Here is a 17,742-nt window from a genome sequence, read left to right as displayed (position 1 = left end):
TTACTTGAAAGAGAATACGATGAAACGGCAACCTTCTTCCGGAATCATCCTGCTGGTGGTCCTCAGCATGCTGACATTCTTCAGCTTGCTTGTTGCTGCGTACCTGGTCTTTAGCAGTCAGTCTCGGCAAGCGTCGTTTTCGATTGCAACTCGCACGATTAAAGAGCCGAACGCAAATGCATTGATAGACGAAGCGTTGATGACGTTGATTCGCGGTACCGCAAATAACAGCCATCCCTTCTACGGCGAAGACCTACTTAGCGACTATTACGGACGCACTGACTACTCGTCGCTGAGGGTAACTGCAATTTCCGCCGCGACCAACGGCTTTCGTTCAATCACCGTCAGTAGTTTCGATGTCTCGTCCACTGATATCGACCCAAACGACCAGAATCTCGTCGCTGACCAATTTGATGATCTCTATGCTGGCCGAATCATTACATTTACCTCAGGCAATTTGGAAACAAACACATACCGAGTTATTCGGTCCTTCTGGGATGCAGGAAGCAATCATCGCCTACTCATTGACCTCGGCGATTCGACTGCACCCGCAGTAGATGACCGGATTCACATGAATGGGGTACCGAGAAACTCGCCAGGCATTGGATTTGGAGGTAGTGAAATCAGTGAGCCCGTTATTGCCTCTGCCGCCGACTCCACTCGAGGAATCCCTGCCGGAATCGGCTACTCGACTGCCCCCAACGATCTTCCTATGGCTCTCCAGCCTAACCACCTTTTCACAACAGTGGACAAGGGCACTGGTATCCGAGGTGATTTTGACGAGGACTATGATGCAGCGGATTTCAACAATTGGTTTCTGAGCTATCGCCACGACGACAACACGGTCATCCCATCGTTCCATCGTCCGTCGGTTCTCAATTACATCCTTAATATTGAGTCTGATTGGAGCAATCCGACTGCAACTTCGCTAGCTGATCCCTATAAGTACGGAGATGTTATTGCAAGTTTTGCGAGAGGGACGTTTCGTCCATTTCCCATCGCGGAAGGTCAGTTCGTGTCAGGACAAACAGCAATCAATGAACGCTTTACGGGAGGTAGCAGTAGTTTCGCACTGCGAGCACCATTGTTGCAAACTACCCCGTACGGGACAGCACGAAACCGATTGAATCAACTTGCCAAGGCCCTGATAGAAGGCCCTTGGGACGTTGACAACGACTCTGACGGAATTCCAGACAGTGTCTGGATTGATTTGAACCTCCCTTTAATCACTTCTCCGGAGGGCAAACTACTTCGACCATTGGTAGCACCAATGATCGAGGATTTATCGGGGCGCTTGAACGTCAACGCGCATGGCAACACTCAGATCGCCGCGACTGCCACCGGCATCGACGACGCAAACGGGCGTTGGGGGGGCTCAACAATCGCCGAAGATCTATTTGCACTTCGTGGTTTTGGATACGGCCCTGCTGAAATCAAGTTACCCGACGCGGTCGACAACAACCTTATCGCAACGCGATTGGGTACTGACGGTGAACCCGGTAAGGCAGATGCGTTGTCAGACAACTTGGACACAATTCGGACTGGCGCTCGCCCCGCAGTACACAACGCGCATGACGGATATGGGTTCTCCGCGGATCCATATGGGCATCGAGGGATTGCAATTGGCAGGTCAGGCGACCTCGTCACCGCGCCGAACACAGCCTCCGTTTCAGAGGCGGTCAACGACCCCTATGAGTTGGACCCACACGGGCATCTGACCGGCGATGATTCGTTTAGCGAAGCAGATCTTGAGGCAATCCTGCGCAGTTACGAATTCGACATCGACCTGCTACCAACGAGACTAAGGCAGATTGTCAATTCCGTTCCAAATGTGGGACGACTGCTGACAACAATCAGCAAGTCGGATGACACACCGCTCCCAACGCTCGACGATCCAGGGGAGTCCCTATTCAAGTCGTTAATTGATCGCATTGTGGTAGAGCGGGGAGGGACAGCACTTACACAACTTGAAATTAATGAGCTAATCCCGCCTGAAATCCGGCTGGGGAAAAAGATTGACATCAACCGTCCATTTGGCAACGGTGCGGACGACAATCTAAATGACATCATTGACGAACCAGCAGAAGTGCTCCGAAAGGACATTACCGGAACAGACGACGACGGGGATGGTAATACCGACGTCGCGGACACGGATGGTGACGCCACCGTAAAAGGTGAAACCGATGCATTCGTCGCTACTGCTGGTTCGATTCCCACTGACTTCCAAAACGTCACACCTCATTATGTTTTTGACATCGATGATCCGGCTTTAACACCAATCGCCACAACTGATCCTTTTCAACAGGACCAGGTCACAGGGCGACAACTGCTCGCGAGACATCTTTACACACTGATGCTACTGGTTTCCAAGGACTATGCGTTTCCTGTAGACAAGCCAACCGCGAGCACCAATTTGAATTTCGAGGCAGAGTATCGAATTCGGCGAATCGCTCAATGGGCAGTGAATGTCATTGATTATCGAGATCCCGATTCGGTCATGACTCGATTCGTTTTTGATCCAGATCCATTCGATGGCTGGAACCCTGGACCTCCAACCGCACAGAACACCGTTTGGGGAGTCGAGCGACCGGAGTTAGTTTTTAGCGAGTCAGCTGCCTACCACGATGTACGCGTAACCGATGGCACCCCGGGTGGTGGCCCCAAAGGTTCAGGTGAAACCGACGATAAAGACACCGACCAAGAGGAATACCCAGAAGGTAGCCTGTTCTTGGAGTTGTATAACCCGCGACCAGCGACCGTAGGAGAGCCTCATGCTGGACTGCCTCGTGAACTCTACAACTCGTCTGGACGACTGCAACTAGACAAGCGAGTTGATGATACCGACACCACATCGGCACCCGTTTGGCGAATCGCAATTAGCGAGCACCACTATCCTGATACCGCCAACCCCGATTTGGCAGCAATTGGTGCAGACAGCATCTCCGCACAGGCGGCAGAGAACCCCGCGCTACTCCGTGGCCTAAACACAGACACGCTCAGCTTTCAAACAGATGTCAATGAAACAGACGAAGTAGATGGGAACATAGGAACTGGCCTCAGTCTCGAGCGGTATATCGTTTTCACTGAGGTTCCAACCGCCATCGCAGGGATGAGCGTGAACAACACATATGCATTTGTGACGGGAACCAATGTCGGCGATAACGAGGTCGTCCCGGCTCGCCAATTGGAACGCGGGCAGTTTTTCTGCATCGCCCCACGGGAAGACACTCGTTTTGGATACAAATCGGACCGCACCACGATTTCCAATCAACGCTTCTCGTACAGCGCAACAAATGGCATCGAACAGTACGATCTTAGCTCTGGTACTCCGCTCTTCGACATTCAATCGACCTACGGTATACGGCCGAAGTTCTTCGTTGCTCAAACGAGTACAGGACGTGGCCTAAATATTTCGGAACCGTTTTCCGGTTACGGGGCATCGCTGCCATCCGATCGGCCACTTGACACACTTGACCCACCTCCTGGTGACAACTTGCTCATACCACGCATCCAAAGGCGCGAGACTGACTCAGACGGCGATTTAACGAACTCACACAACAACCAGTACGATCCATTCCTCGGGACTATTCCTGAATACTGCTCTGCCTTCTTACAGCGTCTTGCAGATCCAACCCGAGAGTACGATGTGGTTACCAACCCGTACCGTACCGTCGATTGGCTTCCCATCGATTTGACGGTATTCAGCGGGAAAGAGAATGCTACTACCGTTGCTTCGGAAGAAGGAACCGTCCCCAGTCCGCCCAAACCAGCCCTCACGGACCCTATCAAGACCTATGACCCTGTATACACCCGTCGCACCCGTCAGCGTGATGGAGCTGTCCTGGATGGTATCGGCGGTAGGATCACTGGGGAAAACGCTCTGTACTCGTACGAGACAACCTTGGCGGCACCTAGCGTCCTGATTGCGACCGATGACGATTTCTTTTCGTTCAACGCACCGGTCAACAATCCCAATGCGCATATCTTGTCGAGTTTCGGTTTTTTGAACACGAATGAAGTCCCTGTCAATGCAGGCTTCACGGGATTCAGCACAGCGTTTCGAGGTACGATCGATGAGAACGGTGACTCTACACCGGACCCAACGATGGACCAGAACTTGCCCGTGACTCCGTATGCGATGCATCCGTGGTTGAATCGTCCGTTTGCAACACCGTTTGAACTGCTGATGGTCCCGGCATGCTCCTCCGGACGTCTTTTTGAAGAATTCAACACATTGTCTGCCGACCCAATCAACTACCCAGACGATCCCGTTGACCGTCTTCAATTCCGCGGAGCGTTCCGTCACCTGCTCAACTTCTTCCATAGTGACCGAGTTCCAGCGGAAGGTGCCGATTTTGCACGCATCCTTGAAATGGTCGAGACGCTGCCTCCTTACCGTGGGGAAGTTTCTTACATCCATCCGAATCGATTAACCGATGAGCTATCCCCGCTTATGCGACCGCCGTTCAATTTTTTGCGGAACGGCAGTCGAAATGGGACGGTGAACATCAATACAATCGCGGAACCTGAGGTTTGGGACGGTCTGCTCGACGGACACGTTCAAACCAACACTGGCAGGCTGAGCTTCACCGACTTGGCCGAATCACGAAGGAGCTACACTCTCCCATCAACCGGCGTTGCCGTTACAGGCGCGAGCGCTCCATTCAACTACGACACCTCAAAGCTGAATCCTTACCTGCCGACACAGTTTGCAGGTGTCTTTCGTAGTCCATCTCGCGGAAACCTTTTCCCTAAACTTATCGACGCAACGACCCAAGCTGACGCCCGCCGTCGCTCAGTGAACTCGAGCCTCTTGAGAGGACGCGGAACCCTGAAGACATCTGACCCAGACCAAGGCGGTTCGGCGGATGTAACTCCTTTCTTCGTTCGAGAGAATGCCGAGCAATTGACTGGTACGCACCTGGATTCCGAAAGCAACCCCTTCATGCGGTATCAGACGTTGTTGCGGATGCCAAATCTGGCGTCAGACAACTCGCAAGTCTTTGTGGTTCGGCTCACGCTGGGGCTATTTGAGGTGGACCCCAATGACACCGACAGCCTCGGAGCGGAATACAACGAGGCGATCGGGCAAAATCGGCGGTATCGAGCGATGTTTATTGTAGACCGCTCGGTCCCAGTTGGTTTTGTTCCTGGTAAAGACCTCAACGCTCGTGACACCGTCGTATTCGAGAGGTTTTACCAGTGAGCACTCTTTTATCTCTCTGCGAAACTGATGCCATGGCAGTAACACATGCGAGTCGTGAACTCAGTTTGCAAGTCTCTAACAGAAGCCGACGCATGAATACAAGCCTGCCGTACGATTGCACTCGGAAGAATAAATGTCGGTGGTCGTCCTCAGCATCTAGATTCGCATTCACATTGGTCGAGTTGCTGATCGCGATGGCTGTCACGCTTATCATGATGGCTGCTCTAGCACGAGCATTTGCTTTCGTTGGAGAGCGAGTCCGCGACGGCCGCGGTAGCGTCACCCTATCAGCAGAACTGCGAGACGTCACTTCTCGGTTACGCAATGAGCTAGAGCAATGCACCGTGACCCTAGAACCGGCAACACTAGACTACGAACCACCTGGGTACTTCATGTACTACGAAGGCCCAATGACAAACGCGAGTTCGTCAATCCTTGGGAGCCAAGATACGATTGATGGGTTTACAGTCGCCGTGGATTCCCGTTACGGAGACTTGGACGATTACCTTGCTTTCACCGCTGTTGCGAAGCCAGGTCAGTGGTTTCAAGGTCAGGTTCCAGAACGGGTTCTGACGGGTTCAGGAACGAGCACAACGCCAGTGATGATTCGATCGAAACATGCGGAAATCATCTACTTCCTGAACGCGGAAATAGATTCTGCTGGAGCAATATTGGATGCAAACGGGAATGGACTTCCCGATGCGGTGTCGTTGTATCGTCGTGTATTACTCATAAGGCCCGACTTAAATCTAACGGGTGGTGCGGTCAATCTTCCGGCAGCGGGAACAGCGTGGCAGACAGGAATGGCTGCGGCACACCAGCAGTGTGATTTGTCTGTCCGGAGAGGCCTCAATAACAACGGCACCTACAACAACACAATCATTGCCAACTCGCTCGAGGATCTTTCGAAGCCACACAATCGATTTGCTCACGTGCGAGTCCCTGTTGGGACGTTAGTTGGCTCGGGAAGCAATATTACTTCAATGCCAATTCTCTCGCTCGATCAACCGGTGGAACTATTGTTGAACGCCGACGCGACTTCGTCGCTACCTGTTCGTCCGGATAGCACGTCGACAGATCCTACGAGCCTCACTAGTCCCGTGACCGATGCGGTTGTACTCGAAAGACGATGGAGTGGCTTCCTGCGGCAGGAATTTGTTCTAGCGGGTGATAGAACGAGCGAAGATGTCGTTGTGACCAATTGCCGAGGCTTTGACATCCAGATCCTCGACCCGACAGCCACCTCGATCCTGACATCGACACCGATGCTCGTGTCACCAAATGATGTTGCGTATCGAGAAGCAATTCATGATGCGTCGGACTCCGCAAATGGCGGTTTCGTCGATTTGGCATATCCGTTACTCGCCGGGGGTTCGCTGCGTGGATGGGGAGAAATGAAGGTTACCAACAACATTTCTAATGCGGGTGACGCCGCGTTATCAAACGCGACCGAATTCGGTTTCGTAAAATCAGCCTTCGCAGGCACAAATGTATCTCCGGGTGCGCCGACGACCTTCCCGCTGACAGCGCAGATAAACAACTATGCAAGCAGTTTGCTCCGGTCAGGAAAGCTCGTTATCAATTCGTCGAATATCGTTTTATTCCAACCTACGTTTGACACATACACTTCTCATTACGAAAGAGACGGGTTCTTTCAAGATAACCGCAGCGGTGCAGGAACGACGTGGCGAACGTCGACACCGGTTGCCGGAGAAGACTTGGCTGCAGATGGCTTGGACAACGATGGGGCCAATGGTGCCGATGACGAGGATGAACGCGAAACGCTTCCACCGTTCACCATTCGCCCCGAGGCAATCAAGATCTCTATCCGTTTAGAGAACCCCACCACACGGCAAGTCATGCAATCAAGCGTTATTAAAGATTAATGAGCCGCTGCCGGCCTCTTCATCCTAAACATAGCCCGGATGAAGTAGGCTTTGTGACGTGCATCTGGCAGTCGCGACATTGCCGGAACGTCGCTGCGATTGGTCCGGCCTACTAATGACTACCGATTACGCGAGTGTTGAGGCGAGACGGAACGCTAACCTTCTCGCGCGTCTGCTGGGGTTTTGCCGAGGATGATGTCGAAGTTGCAGGACAATTCGCCGATCTTTGATTCGGCGACTCGCTTGAAATCGCCCAGCAACAAGTCACGCTGCTCGCTCTGACGCACTTGCCGGAACACCCCGTCACGCACATTGCCTTCATGGCCACGAATCAATAACTGCGTCGTCAATAATTCGTGACCGTTCTGCGAGACTTTGATGTGAATGTGTGGCGCCGGCCGACCTGGGTACGGCACCGGCTTGATCGTCCGAAAACGGTAGCCTCCATCGGACGCGGTCTCGAACTTGCCATACCCCTGAAAGTTCTGATCCTGCTGAGACTTCTTGCGGTCACTATCTTGGGAGTGCAAGTAAACCGCGTTGGCGTCGCATTGCCAAATCTCCACCGTCGCCCCACGCAACGTCGATCCCGCCGGAGTCAACACACGGCCCGTCAAATGCGTGATCTCGCCCACCGCTGGAGTCGTCCCATCCCCGATCACGATCAAGTCGTTGTCCTGATCCAACGGCAAACGGTCGGGATAAAAAGGACCTTCGGTCAACCGAGGTGTCGGCTTCAACAACTCCTCGGCAAACGCCCCCGGAGTGGTGAACAACGTGGCACCACCGGCCGCCAGCATCGAGCGTCGTGTCAAAGATGATGAACGCCATGACTGAGATCGAAATGACATGATTGAGTTCCTAAATTCAGGGAGGGAGGACCAAGCGTCACACTAACCGAACGCCCAGCCACTTCCCCGCATCATCCCAAATGCAGCCCCCCATTGCCACAACAATCCATCCACAAAAGCAATCCACACACAACTCAACCACGAAACACAAACGCCCCAAGAGAGACAATCAACTCACATGGCCAATCACTCAACCCCACCCGCTTTTTAAGACCACGAAATACACGAACAATACGAAAGTAAGCACCAAGCCCAGCTTTCGTCTAGTTCGTAACTTTCGTGGTCAAAACCAAGCCTCAACCAACGCCTGTCATTCGGACCACGAAATACACGAACAAAACGAAAGTAAGAACGGAGACCATCTTTCGTCTAGTTCGTACCTTTCGTGGTCAAAACAAGCCACAACCAACGCCCGCAATTCCAACCACGAAATACACGAACAAAACGAAAGTAAGAACAGAGACCAGCTTTCGTGTGGTTCGTACCTTTCGTGGTCAAAACTAAGCCTCAACCAACGCCTGTCATTCCAACCACGAAAAACACGAACAATACGAAAGTAAGCACGAAGACCAGCTTTCGTCTAGTTCGTAACTTTCGTGGTCAAACCAACCCTCAACCAACGCCTGTCATTCCAACCACGAAATACACGAACGAAACGAAGAAAGACCGGAGACCAGCTTTCGTGTAGTTCGTACCTTTCGTGGTCAAAACAAGCCTGAACCAACGCCTGTCATTCGGACCACGAAATACACGAACGAAACAAAAATGACCGGAGACCAGCTTTCGTCTAGTTCGAAACTTTCGTGGTCAAAACCAACCCTCAACCAACGCCTGTCATTCCAACCACGAAATACACGAACGAAACGAAAAAAGACCGGAGACCAGCTTTCGTGTAGTTCGCGCCTTTCGTGGTCAAAACCAACCCTCAACCAACGCCTGTCATTCCAATCACGAAACACACGAACGAAACGAAAGTAAGACCGGAGCCCATCTTTCGCGTGGATCAACCGGCCTATTTTAGAAGCCGCGTTGGAGGCCGGGGGTGATGTCGAGGTCGAGGGTTGCGAACTCGCCGCGGTCGATCTTCTTCCATGCGATCGCACCCATCACGGCGTTGTCGGTGCACAGTTCGGGAGGTGCGATGACGAGGTCGAATCCGTCCTGTTCCGACGCTTCGGTGAGTTGGCTGCGCAGCCTGCGATTGGCAGCGACACCGCCACCGACCAACAATCGCCTCACACCAAGTTCGGCGACCGCTCGCCTGCTCTTGGCTACCAGCACATCGACCACGGCGGCTTCGAACGATGCACAGACATCCGCTTTGACTTCATCGGTTAATTGCAACGACGAGAAGTCCTGTCGGCCGGGGCCGACGATAGCGTAACGCACCGCTGTTTTGAGCCCACTGAAGCTGAAGTCGTACGTACGGTCATGTTGTTTCGATCGAGGGAACGCGTACGCTTGGGCGTTCCCTTTTTCCGCCCACTTCGCCACAGCCACTCCACCAGGAAAGCCCAGTGACAGCATCGCGGCCACTTTGTCAAACGCTTCCCCCGCGGCATCGTCGATCGTTCCACCGAGATACTCAAGGTCGACCGCGTCACGGCAAAGATACAACGTCGTGTGCCCACCGCTGACGATCAATCCGATAGCGGGATAGACGCTCGTCGTTTCGGTCGTTTCGGTCGGCTCGGCGGTTCGGCCGGCCGTGTCAGTGGCTGCGTCATCGTCACTGGACATACGGCTCAACTGGCACGCGTAGAGGTGTGCGTGCAAATGGTTGATCGCGACGAGCGGTTTCTGCCATGCCATGGCGAGAGACTTCGCCGCGACGACGCCGACCAGCAGCGAACCGGCGAGGCCTGGTCGATCGGCGACCGCGATCGCGTGCAAATCTCGCCCGTTGACGTTCGCCTGGCGCAGCGACGTGTCGATGACCGGAAGGATGCGTTCGAGGTGCGCGCGAGCGGCGATCTCGGGCACGACGCCGCCGAACTGCTCGTGTAAATTTTCTTGGGTCGCGATGCATTCGCCGAGCACTCGCCCGCTGCGGGTCACGACCGCGGCCGCGGTTTCGTCGCAGGTCGATTCAATCGCGAGGATGACGTCTTCGTTGCATTCGCCCACCTTACAATTCCACCGTGTTCATCACGTTGTAGGTCGGGCCGCGTTTTTCAAGGAAACTGCCGATCACTTGGATGCTGCGGGCGGTCATCTCGCCGAGCGGATCGTTTTCGTGACGTTGCCACAAATCGATCGCTTTTTGAGAAACCCGGCGACTGCCGCTGCGGGCCCGGCCGAGCGTTAGGTGCGGAACGTAGTCGCGGGATTCGCGTTTAAAACCGAGATCCGCGTAGCGATCCTCCAAAAGACGGACCATCGCGGTAAGCGACTCGGTCGGATCTTCGATTTTGGCGATCAAGACTCGGGCTCGCGCCACGTCGGGCAAGAACCCGGCGCCGACGAAATTCAGTTCGAAGGGATCGAATTGCTCGCACACCTCAGCAGCGACATCGCAAATTTTTGGGATCTCGATATTCTCGACTTCCCCGAGGAATTTCAGGGTCAGATGAAGATTGTCCTCAGGAACCCATTTGATACCCATCGCGGAATTCGTCGACGGAGGTGAAACTGTAGATCGTTTTTCTGGGGTGGGGCGGCTTTGCTCCACGGATCCCTTCATTTCGTGAATCCAATCCGACGCACTTTGGGCTAACGGGGCGGGCAATGGAATGGCGAGAAAGGTTCGAATGGTTTTCATGGCCGATAGTTGTACGACAAACCGCTCTGTTCTTGAAGCGTCAGAGAAAAACATGCAAACACAGCATACTTTTACCACCAACGCACGCCCGCAACGACGCGTCGCTCAGTGGCTCCACGAGTTCGAGATCCCCCCCTACGTCCCGCACCGTCTTCTGAGAGGCGGCCATCTGCAAACGTTGATCGGGGCGCGTCCGGGCCAAGCGGTTCGGCCGGTTGCGGCCAGCCATCAGCGACATCAAATATCGTTGCCCGATGGCGATGCGTTGGTGATGCACGACGACCAGCCTGAGGGTTGGACGCCGCAATGCGGAGCGGTTTTGATGTTGCACGGCATTTGCGGATGTCACGCCGCCCCGTACATGGTTCGGTTTCAACGGCGACTCGGGCAGCTAGGCATTCGCACGTTTCGTCTCGACATGCGGGGTTGCGGGGATTCGGCGCCCCTGTGCCGGACGATTACTCACGCAGGGCGCAGCGAAGACGTGGTGGCGGCGATCGAGTTTATCGCCCGGCTGATCGATGACGCTGACAGCCCGATCGGAGCCGTGGGCGTTTCGCTGGGCGGGAACCAATTGCTGCTAACGGCCGGACGCGTCGGCAACGGTTTCCATACACCACCGTTGGGATGGGATCGCGTCGGCCCAATTTTGGCCGTCGCCCCGCCGCTGGATCTGCAGCTCTGCAGCGACGCGATGCAGTCGGCCCGGTTGCGGTTCTACAACTGGTACTTCATCAAACACTTGCTCCGCCGGGCGTCGCCGCAACTGCGGTCACGCGAAGATTATCAACAGATGCTTCGACTGCCACGGCCCCGAACGCTGCGTCACTTCGATCGAGAGTTCACCGCCCCGTTGGCCGGATTCGAAAGCGAGCAAGACTACTACGGGCAAGCGTCGGCGGCGAAGGTGATCAATGACATCAACGTTCCCACCCTCGTCGTCACGTCGGACGACGACCCGCTCGTGCCCGTCGAATCGTTCGCGCCGGTGGCTCAGCAAAGCTCTGACCGAGAGACCGGCTCGGTACGGCTGCACGTTTCCAAAGGCGGCGGCCACCACGGGTATTTGAAACGAGACCGAACGTCATGGTCGGACGACTTGGTGAGCGCGTTCTTCAAAGAAGCGTTCGCGTCACGCGCGTGACGCGACGAATAAAACCAGGTGGGGTTGGCTTCTGGTCTGTTGATGCGGTCATGACAGCCTGGAAGGCTATCCCACTCTGAAGTCCCGTGATTGCATCACCACTCGCCTTGGATCACCTCACGTCCTGCTCGGGTGCCGAGGGCGTGCCATGTTTCAATGTCAATCGACTCGGTGATCGATGTGACGGAACCGTCGACCTTGGCGACCTGGACCAATCCCGTGTGGTGACTGCGTGAGGTGATCATGGCGTAGGTCGGGTTGCCCGCGCCGCCGTCCTTTCCTTCCTGCCACGAGTTGTAATCCATCTCTTCGTATTCACGGCCGCTGTTGGTGTAACGCACGACGCTGTTGGGAGCCAACGTGACGGTGAAGCCGGTGTGGTGGACGCGTCCGTCGGGCCATTCGGTGTGACCGGTGTCTTTGAACTGACCGCCGCTCGCGACGATCACCTCCGCGTCGAGCTGCGTGGCCGGCAAGGTGATGGACGAGGGGCCGCCGTTTCGTTGGTACGGAGTCCACGCTTTCACTTCGCCAATCAACAACGTATGGCTCGAACCGTCCAGACAATCCCGGAAGTCGAGCATTTTGTTGGGATAGAACATCCCGTCACCGCCCTTTTCCGTTGTCGGATCAAACACGAACCATCGCCCAAAGTTAAACCCGTAGGTCGTCGGATAGAGCGACGGTCGGTTATCGTCAAACGTTCGGACTTGGTCCGTTCCCGGATCGCTCGGGCATGCGAAGACAGGAATTTTCAACTCGCTGATCGACTGCTGGTCATCCCACGCGAGGGACAAGTCGACGTTCTCGAACACGTTGCCCTGTTCGAGGAACGGAAGAATGCGGCCATGAACGCCCCACGATCCATTGTTGCCCGTCGTGGTGACGTCGAGATTGACGAGCGACGACGGTGGAAAACGTCCGTAGGTGCTTTGGTAATTGTGACAGGCCAGTGCGACCTGTTTGAGATGGTTGCTGCATTGCATCCGACGCGCCGCTTCCCGCGCCGCCTGAACCGCAGGCAGCAAGAGGCCAACGAGCACTCCGATGATGGCGATCACGACGAGAAGTTCGACGAGTGTGAATGCGGGGCGTGATTGTTTCATGGAGTGTTCAGGAGGTTCAAAAGCGTGAGGGGGCGATCGTTTTGGGCCAGCGAGCGAATTTCTCGATTCACCTCCCCGTTCGGTCGCTGCGAATGCGAGAAAGGCCGGGGATAGGAACGGATGCGTGATTCGGTGAAAGTTTCGCGACTGTCTACTTTGCACCCTACTTAGCACCCCCTGTGCCAATCCGTCATTTGGTCTCAATCCCAACAAATGGCGCTTTTTGTGTCCGCGACGGTGGAATCCGGGGCGTTGTTTCCGTCGTGCCGGGCGGATATTCCATCGCGGGGTTTCGCCTACAATCATACTCTCAGATCGGCAGAATTCTCGGGGCTAGAACGTTTCTACAAATCGAGCGTTTCTGTAAATGACGTAGGTTTTCAAAAGCGGCTACGTTCTCCAGAACGTGGTCCACCGCCGGGCGACGGCGGCTACAACCAAAATGGAGATGTTAATAGAAATCGCACTCAAACAGTCATGTCCCGAGTCCTGGCGGAAATTCGGGGCCGCCCAAATGCAACCGCCGATCAATTGAACGATCTCAAACGTCCATCCAACGCAGTCACTCCAAAAAGCATTGTCTGACCCCGCCCCCCTCCGTTCGCTCCGTTTTCGATTGCTCGGACCGCTGATCGCGGTGGCGTTGATCGCTGCGATCATCGTCGCGTTGGCGTCTTATCGGCTCGGCGATCGATGGGCGATGGACGATTTGCAGGAGCGGTTTGTCGGGATCAAAAACACGTTGGCTGATTCGACGTTTCCGCTCAACGCGACCGTGTTGGATTCGCTCGCCGAACTCACGCAAACGGACTTGGTCACGACCGGCAAAACCGGGCGGGTGAAATACAGCACCCTCGACGGCCTTGACGCGGCACCGCAGGAGGGCGAAATGACGATCGACGAAAAGCGTTATCTCGTCTATTTCTTCGACACCCAACGCGGCAAGGTCCGTGCAGACGACGTCGCCCGCGTCGCGGTGGTCTTTGACGAACGAACGTTGTCGGCGAGTCGGCGTCGTGCCGCGATCCTGCCGCTCGCGACCGGATTGTCCACGATTCTGGCCCTCAGTTCGATCACGCTGTTCATGCAGTCTCGCTTGGTCGGCCGGATCTCGAAACTGCAGCGGCGGGTGCGTGGCATCGCGGCGGGCGAATTCGCATGCACCGATACCGATCACGCCCCCGATGAACTCGGACGACTCGGGGCCGACGTGGACGAGATGGCGGGGCAGTTGGACCAACTCTGGAAGAGAGTGAATCGGCAACAGAGCGAAAAGCTGCTGCATCAAATCGCCGGTGGGATGGCACACCAACTCCGCAACAGTCTCACGGGGGCACGCATGGCGGTGGAACTGCACGCGGCCCAGTGCGACTCGTCGGACAAAGAAAGCCTGCCTGTCGCGATTCATCAAATTGAATTGGCCGAAGATTACGTTCGCCGGTTGTTGCTCGTCGCATCGGGACGGCAAGACGAAGACCGACCGACCGATGTCACGGTTTGTTGGAACGATGTCCGTTCGAGTCTCACGCCGATCGCACGGCACCTGCATCTCGATGTCGAGTGGCATCTTGATGAATCGTTTGACTCAACCCCGCAATCGGATGCCTCGCACCGAATCGGTGACGGCCCCACGTGGGTTGCAGCGGTGACTAATTTGGTGCACAACGCGATGCAGGCGGGCGATGTCGTCGAGGTGCGTCTCGAGCGTCCAACCGACAAATCGGTTTGCGTCCGTGTCCGCGACAACGGCCCCGGCATCGATCAAAACGTTGTGGACGAACTGTTCGAACCGTTCGTTACGTCCAAACCCGAAGGCATGGGGTTAGGCCTCTCTGTCGTCCGTCGCGCCGCCGAACACCTCAACGGCGACGTCGCTTGGCGTCGCGAAGAAGGCTGGACCGTGTTCGAATTCACTGCCAGTTTGATGGACAATGACAATTCCTAACCAACACACCCGACATCGCTCGCAGGTTTTAGTTTCGAGTTCGGAAACCGCCGATGCGATAAGGAACGCCTTCCGGATTGGATGAATCGCTGTCTAAAGTGACTGCCTGCGGTTTGTTATTTACGAGCCTGCGGCGCAAGGCAGAGGTTTCGCTAATTCACTCGCTCGCACATCATGCTAACGATGACACCATGAAGATGCCAACACCGACTCGATCAACCACTCGCGGGCAATCCGATTCAGAGAAGTCGCAAACTCAGGCTCGCTAAAATCCTCAAGGCAAGTTCGCAATCGACACTGATGAACCGCAAAAAGGGTCACGCACTCACGACAGACAAATCCGTTGCCTACGCCTGACCCAGCACTCACACCGACCGCGTTTAACCCCTCAACCGCTTCCGCATGAACCGTTCCACCGACGCCCGCCCACGCACCGCAGCGACCCAGCACACTGTGTTGGTCGTCGACGATGAACCCTCGATCTGTTGGGCACTCGAAAAAATGCTGACTCAGGAGGGACACGCGGTCGTGACGGCTTCGTCTGCCGAGGAAGGTCTCGAACAGGCCGCTGCCGTTAAACCGTCGCTGGTGATTCTCGACGTGCGATTGCCTAAGGAAGATGGCATCACGGCACTTCCCAAGTTCCTCGCCGCCACCGATCAGGCTCCCGTGGTCGTGATCACCGCCTTTGGTGACTTGGAAACGGCGGTCGCGGCGGTTAAGAATGGCGCGACGGATTACCTGACGAAACCCTTCAAGCTCGAGGACGCGTTAAGGGTATCCCGCCAAGCCCTCGTGGAATCCGATCACCAAACGCCACAGGTGGTGGCGACGAAAACGGCCATCAACCCAACTGCGATCATCGGCACTTCGCCCGCGATGCAGCAGGTGTTTCGCCAGATCGCGTTGGTGGCCGAGAGCGATCTGTCGGTGTTGATCACGGGTGAAACGGGGACGGGCAAGGAACTCGTCGCTGCGGCAATTCACCGGCATAGCCGTCGCAGTGAAGGCCCGTACCTGCCGATCGCACCGGTGGCGTTGAACCCTGATTTGATCGAAAGTGAGCTGTTCGGGCATGTCAAAGGTGCGTTCACGGGCGCGAGCGATGATCGGGCTGGTTTGTTCGAGCGAGCGGAAAACGGGACTGTGCTGCTCGACGAGATCGGCGACCTGCCGCTGGGTACGCAGGTCAAATTGTTGCGGGTGCTCGAACAAGGACAATACAGCCGTGTCGGTGATGTTCGCACACGCACCGCCAACGTTCGTATCCTCGCCGCTACCAACTGTGATTTGCACGAAGCGGTCGGTGACGGCACGTTTCGCGAAGATCTGTTTCATCGCATGACGGGGATGCAAATTCATTTGCCCCCGCTGCGTGAACGGACAATCGACATCGGTCCGCTGTGCCAGCACTTCTTGACGGGCATCCAATACCCTGCACCGGAGAAAGCGATCAGTGACGGATTGCTGGCCGAATTGCAGAAACAACCGTGGCACGGCAATGTACGTGAACTCAAAAACGCGGTCGAACACGCCGCCGTCGTAGCCCGTTCTCGTCCACTGTCGATTCGCGATTTCCCACCACCCGCCCCCGGACGTGGCGAAGCCTCCTCGTCGCCTCAAGGGTCACTCGAACAAGCGGTCAGCAAATGGACGCTGTCGGTGCTCGAATCATCGGACTCTTCATCGAACGACCTGCACGCCAAGTTCCTCGCAGCCACCGAACCGACGCTATTCCAAATTGTCCTCGCCCACACGAGCGGCAACCGAGCGAAAGCGTCTGAGATTTTAGGCATCCACCGAGGCACCCTCCGAGACCGCCTCAGAACCTACGGAATCGACGAAACCGAATAGTTGCTGGCTGGGTGCTTGGTTTTTTGACCACGAAAGTTACGAACGACACGAAAGATGGTCTCCGGTCTTGCTTTCGTGTTGTTCGTGTATTTCGTGGTTGGAATGTCGGACGTTGGTTCAGGCTTGGTTTTGACCACGAAAGGTGCGAACGACACGAAAGATGGTCTCCGGTCTTGCTTTCGTTTCGTTCGTGTATTTCGTGGTCTTGGTTCGGGCGTTAGCGAAGGATGCGTTCGTATTCGAGTTTCGGGTGGTGGCCGAAGTTGGCGATGATGCCGAGGCGGTGGCGGGTTGCTCTGAGATAGTTATGGACTTGAGCACGATGTTGGTCTGTAATTGATCCAACTGCTTTAAGTTCCACAATGATCTCGCCGAAGCAAATGAAGTCGGGGATGTACTTGGAATTCAAAGCGTGTCCCTTGTACTTCAACGTCAGTTCGGTTTGCGATGCAAACGGGATGTCTTGGTCGGTAAACTCAAGTATCACGCATTCTTGATAGACCGATTCGAGGTAGCCGCACCCCATTTCTCGATAGACCTCAAACAAGGCGCCCATGACCTTGTAGCTTTCATCTTTCAACAGAATTGCTGCCATGGCGTTTACGGGCGTCGCATGAGAAACGAACTGGCCGAGATCGCGACGACGCCACGAACCAGCCTTCAGCCTAAGAATTTCTACGATGATAACAGGCCGCTCGCATGCTGGTCTCTGCTCTTTTTTCGTGGTCTTCGTGTGGCAATGGCAGGCGTTGGTTTTGGCTTAGTTTTTTGACCACGAAAGGTACGAACGACACGAAAGATAGTCTCCGGTCTTTTTTCGTGTTGTTCGTGTGTTTCTTGGTTGGAATGACAGGCGTTGGTTGTGGCTTGTCTTGACCACGAAAGTTACGAACTACACGAAAGATGGTCTCCGGTCTTACTTTCGTTTCGTTCGTGTATTTCGTGGTTCCGACGACAGGCGTTGGTTCTGGCTTGGTTTTTTGACCACG

General features: G+C 55.2%; 10 protein-coding genes. 5 read left to right on the top strand and 5 right to left on the bottom strand.

Features of this window, described 5'->3' with window-relative positions:
* Positions 1–19 precede the first annotated feature (19 nt).
* Positions 20–5,206 (top strand): hypothetical protein, encoded by a 5,187-nt coding sequence (locus FHS27_RS01630; RefSeq protein WP_184300768.1) that lies wholly within the window; start codon positions 20–22, stop codon positions 5,204–5,206.
* Between the two features lie 32 nt (positions 5,207–5,238).
* On the top strand, positions 5,239–7,092 hold the full coding sequence (locus FHS27_RS01625) for a type II secretion system protein J (protein ID WP_390852322.1): 1,854 nt from the start codon (positions 5,239–5,241) through the stop codon (positions 7,090–7,092).
* 155 nt (positions 7,093–7,247) lie between these two features.
* Here FHS27_RS01625 and FHS27_RS01620 read toward each other — a convergent pair whose 3' ends face one another.
* The 3 genes from FHS27_RS01620 to thpR form a co-directional block, all read right to left on the bottom strand.
* The gene (locus FHS27_RS01620; protein ID WP_221224791.1) at positions 7,248–7,943 is read right to left on the bottom strand and encodes a dioxygenase family protein; all 696 of its coding nucleotides are present in this window, start codon (positions 7,941–7,943) and stop codon (positions 7,248–7,250) included.
* Positions 7,944–8,960: 1,017 nt separating this feature from the next.
* Complete coding sequence (gene tsaD, locus FHS27_RS01615; RefSeq protein ID WP_184300761.1) at positions 8,961–10,070, bottom strand: tRNA (adenosine(37)-N6)-threonylcarbamoyltransferase complex transferase subunit TsaD; 1,110 nt, start codon at positions 10,068–10,070, stop codon at positions 8,961–8,963.
* A gap of 1 nt (position 10,071) precedes the next feature.
* On the bottom strand, positions 10,072–10,704 hold the full coding sequence (gene thpR / locus FHS27_RS01610) for an RNA 2',3'-cyclic phosphodiesterase (protein ID WP_184300759.1): 633 nt from the start codon (positions 10,702–10,704) through the stop codon (positions 10,072–10,074).
* Between the two features lie 52 nt (positions 10,705–10,756).
* Here thpR and FHS27_RS01605 point away from each other — a divergent pair, with 52 nt between their 5' ends.
* Entirely contained in the window at positions 10,757–11,848 is a 1,092-nt protein-coding gene (locus FHS27_RS01605; RefSeq protein ID WP_246418985.1) for a YheT family hydrolase, read from the top strand.
* A gap of 95 nt (positions 11,849–11,943) precedes the next feature.
* On the opposite strand, the gene FHS27_RS01600 is transcribed toward FHS27_RS01605, so the two are convergent.
* Entirely contained in the window at positions 11,944–12,954 is a 1,011-nt protein-coding gene (locus FHS27_RS01600; protein ID WP_184300756.1) for a DUF1559 family PulG-like putative transporter, read from the bottom strand.
* Positions 12,955–13,531: 577 nt separating this feature from the next.
* Here FHS27_RS01600 and FHS27_RS01595 point away from each other — a divergent pair.
* Both FHS27_RS01595 and FHS27_RS01590 read left to right on the top strand, forming a co-directional pair.
* Positions 13,532–14,899, top strand: a complete 1,368-nt coding sequence (locus FHS27_RS01595; protein ID WP_246418984.1) for a sensor histidine kinase — start codon at positions 13,532–13,534, stop codon at positions 14,897–14,899.
* A 402-nt stretch (positions 14,900–15,301) separates the two neighbouring features.
* A complete protein-coding gene (locus tag FHS27_RS01590) occupies positions 15,302–16,753 on the top strand; it encodes a sigma-54-dependent transcriptional regulator (protein WP_184300753.1) in 1,452 nt (483 codons plus the stop codon).
* A gap of 217 nt (positions 16,754–16,970) precedes the next feature.
* Here the strand turns inward: FHS27_RS01590 and FHS27_RS01585 are convergent, their stop codons facing one another.
* The gene (locus tag FHS27_RS01585; RefSeq protein WP_184300750.1) at positions 16,971–17,348 is read right to left on the bottom strand and encodes a GxxExxY protein; all 378 of its coding nucleotides are present in this window, start codon (positions 17,346–17,348) and stop codon (positions 16,971–16,973) included.
* Positions 17,349–17,742: the final 394 nt, after the last annotated feature.

The organism is Aporhodopirellula rubra (assembly GCF_014192335.1).
GTDB lineage: Bacteria > Planctomycetota > Planctomycetia > Pirellulales > Pirellulaceae > Rhodopirellula > Rhodopirellula rubra.
Note: the sequence above shows the minus strand (reverse complement) of the source record. Positions and strands in the feature narration are given on the sequence as shown.

Coding starts and splice junctions, on each gene's coding strand:
- FHS27_RS01630 (WP_184300768.1), top strand. CDS start 20: ATGAAACGGCAACCTTCTTCCGGAATCATCCTGCTGGTGGTCCTCAGC.
- FHS27_RS01625 (WP_390852322.1), top strand. CDS start 5,239: ATGGCAGTAACACATGCGAGTCGTGAACTCAGTTTGCAAGTCTCTAAC.
- FHS27_RS01620 (WP_221224791.1), bottom strand. CDS start 7,943: ATGTCATTTCGATCTCAGTCATGGCGTTCATCATCTTTGACACGACGC.
- thpR (WP_184300759.1), bottom strand. CDS start 10,704: ATGAAAACCATTCGAACCTTTCTCGCCATTCCATTGCCCGCCCCGTTA.
- FHS27_RS01605 (WP_246418985.1), top strand. CDS start 10,757: ATGCAAACACAGCATACTTTTACCACCAACGCACGCCCGCAACGACGC.
- FHS27_RS01600 (WP_184300756.1), bottom strand. CDS start 12,954: ATGAAACAATCACGCCCCGCATTCACACTCGTCGAACTTCTCGTCGTG.
- FHS27_RS01590 (WP_184300753.1), top strand. CDS start 15,302: ATGAACCGTTCCACCGACGCCCGCCCACGCACCGCAGCGACCCAGCAC.
- FHS27_RS01585 (WP_184300750.1), bottom strand. CDS start 17,348: ATGGCAGCAATTCTGTTGAAAGATGAAAGCTACAAGGTCATGGGCGCC.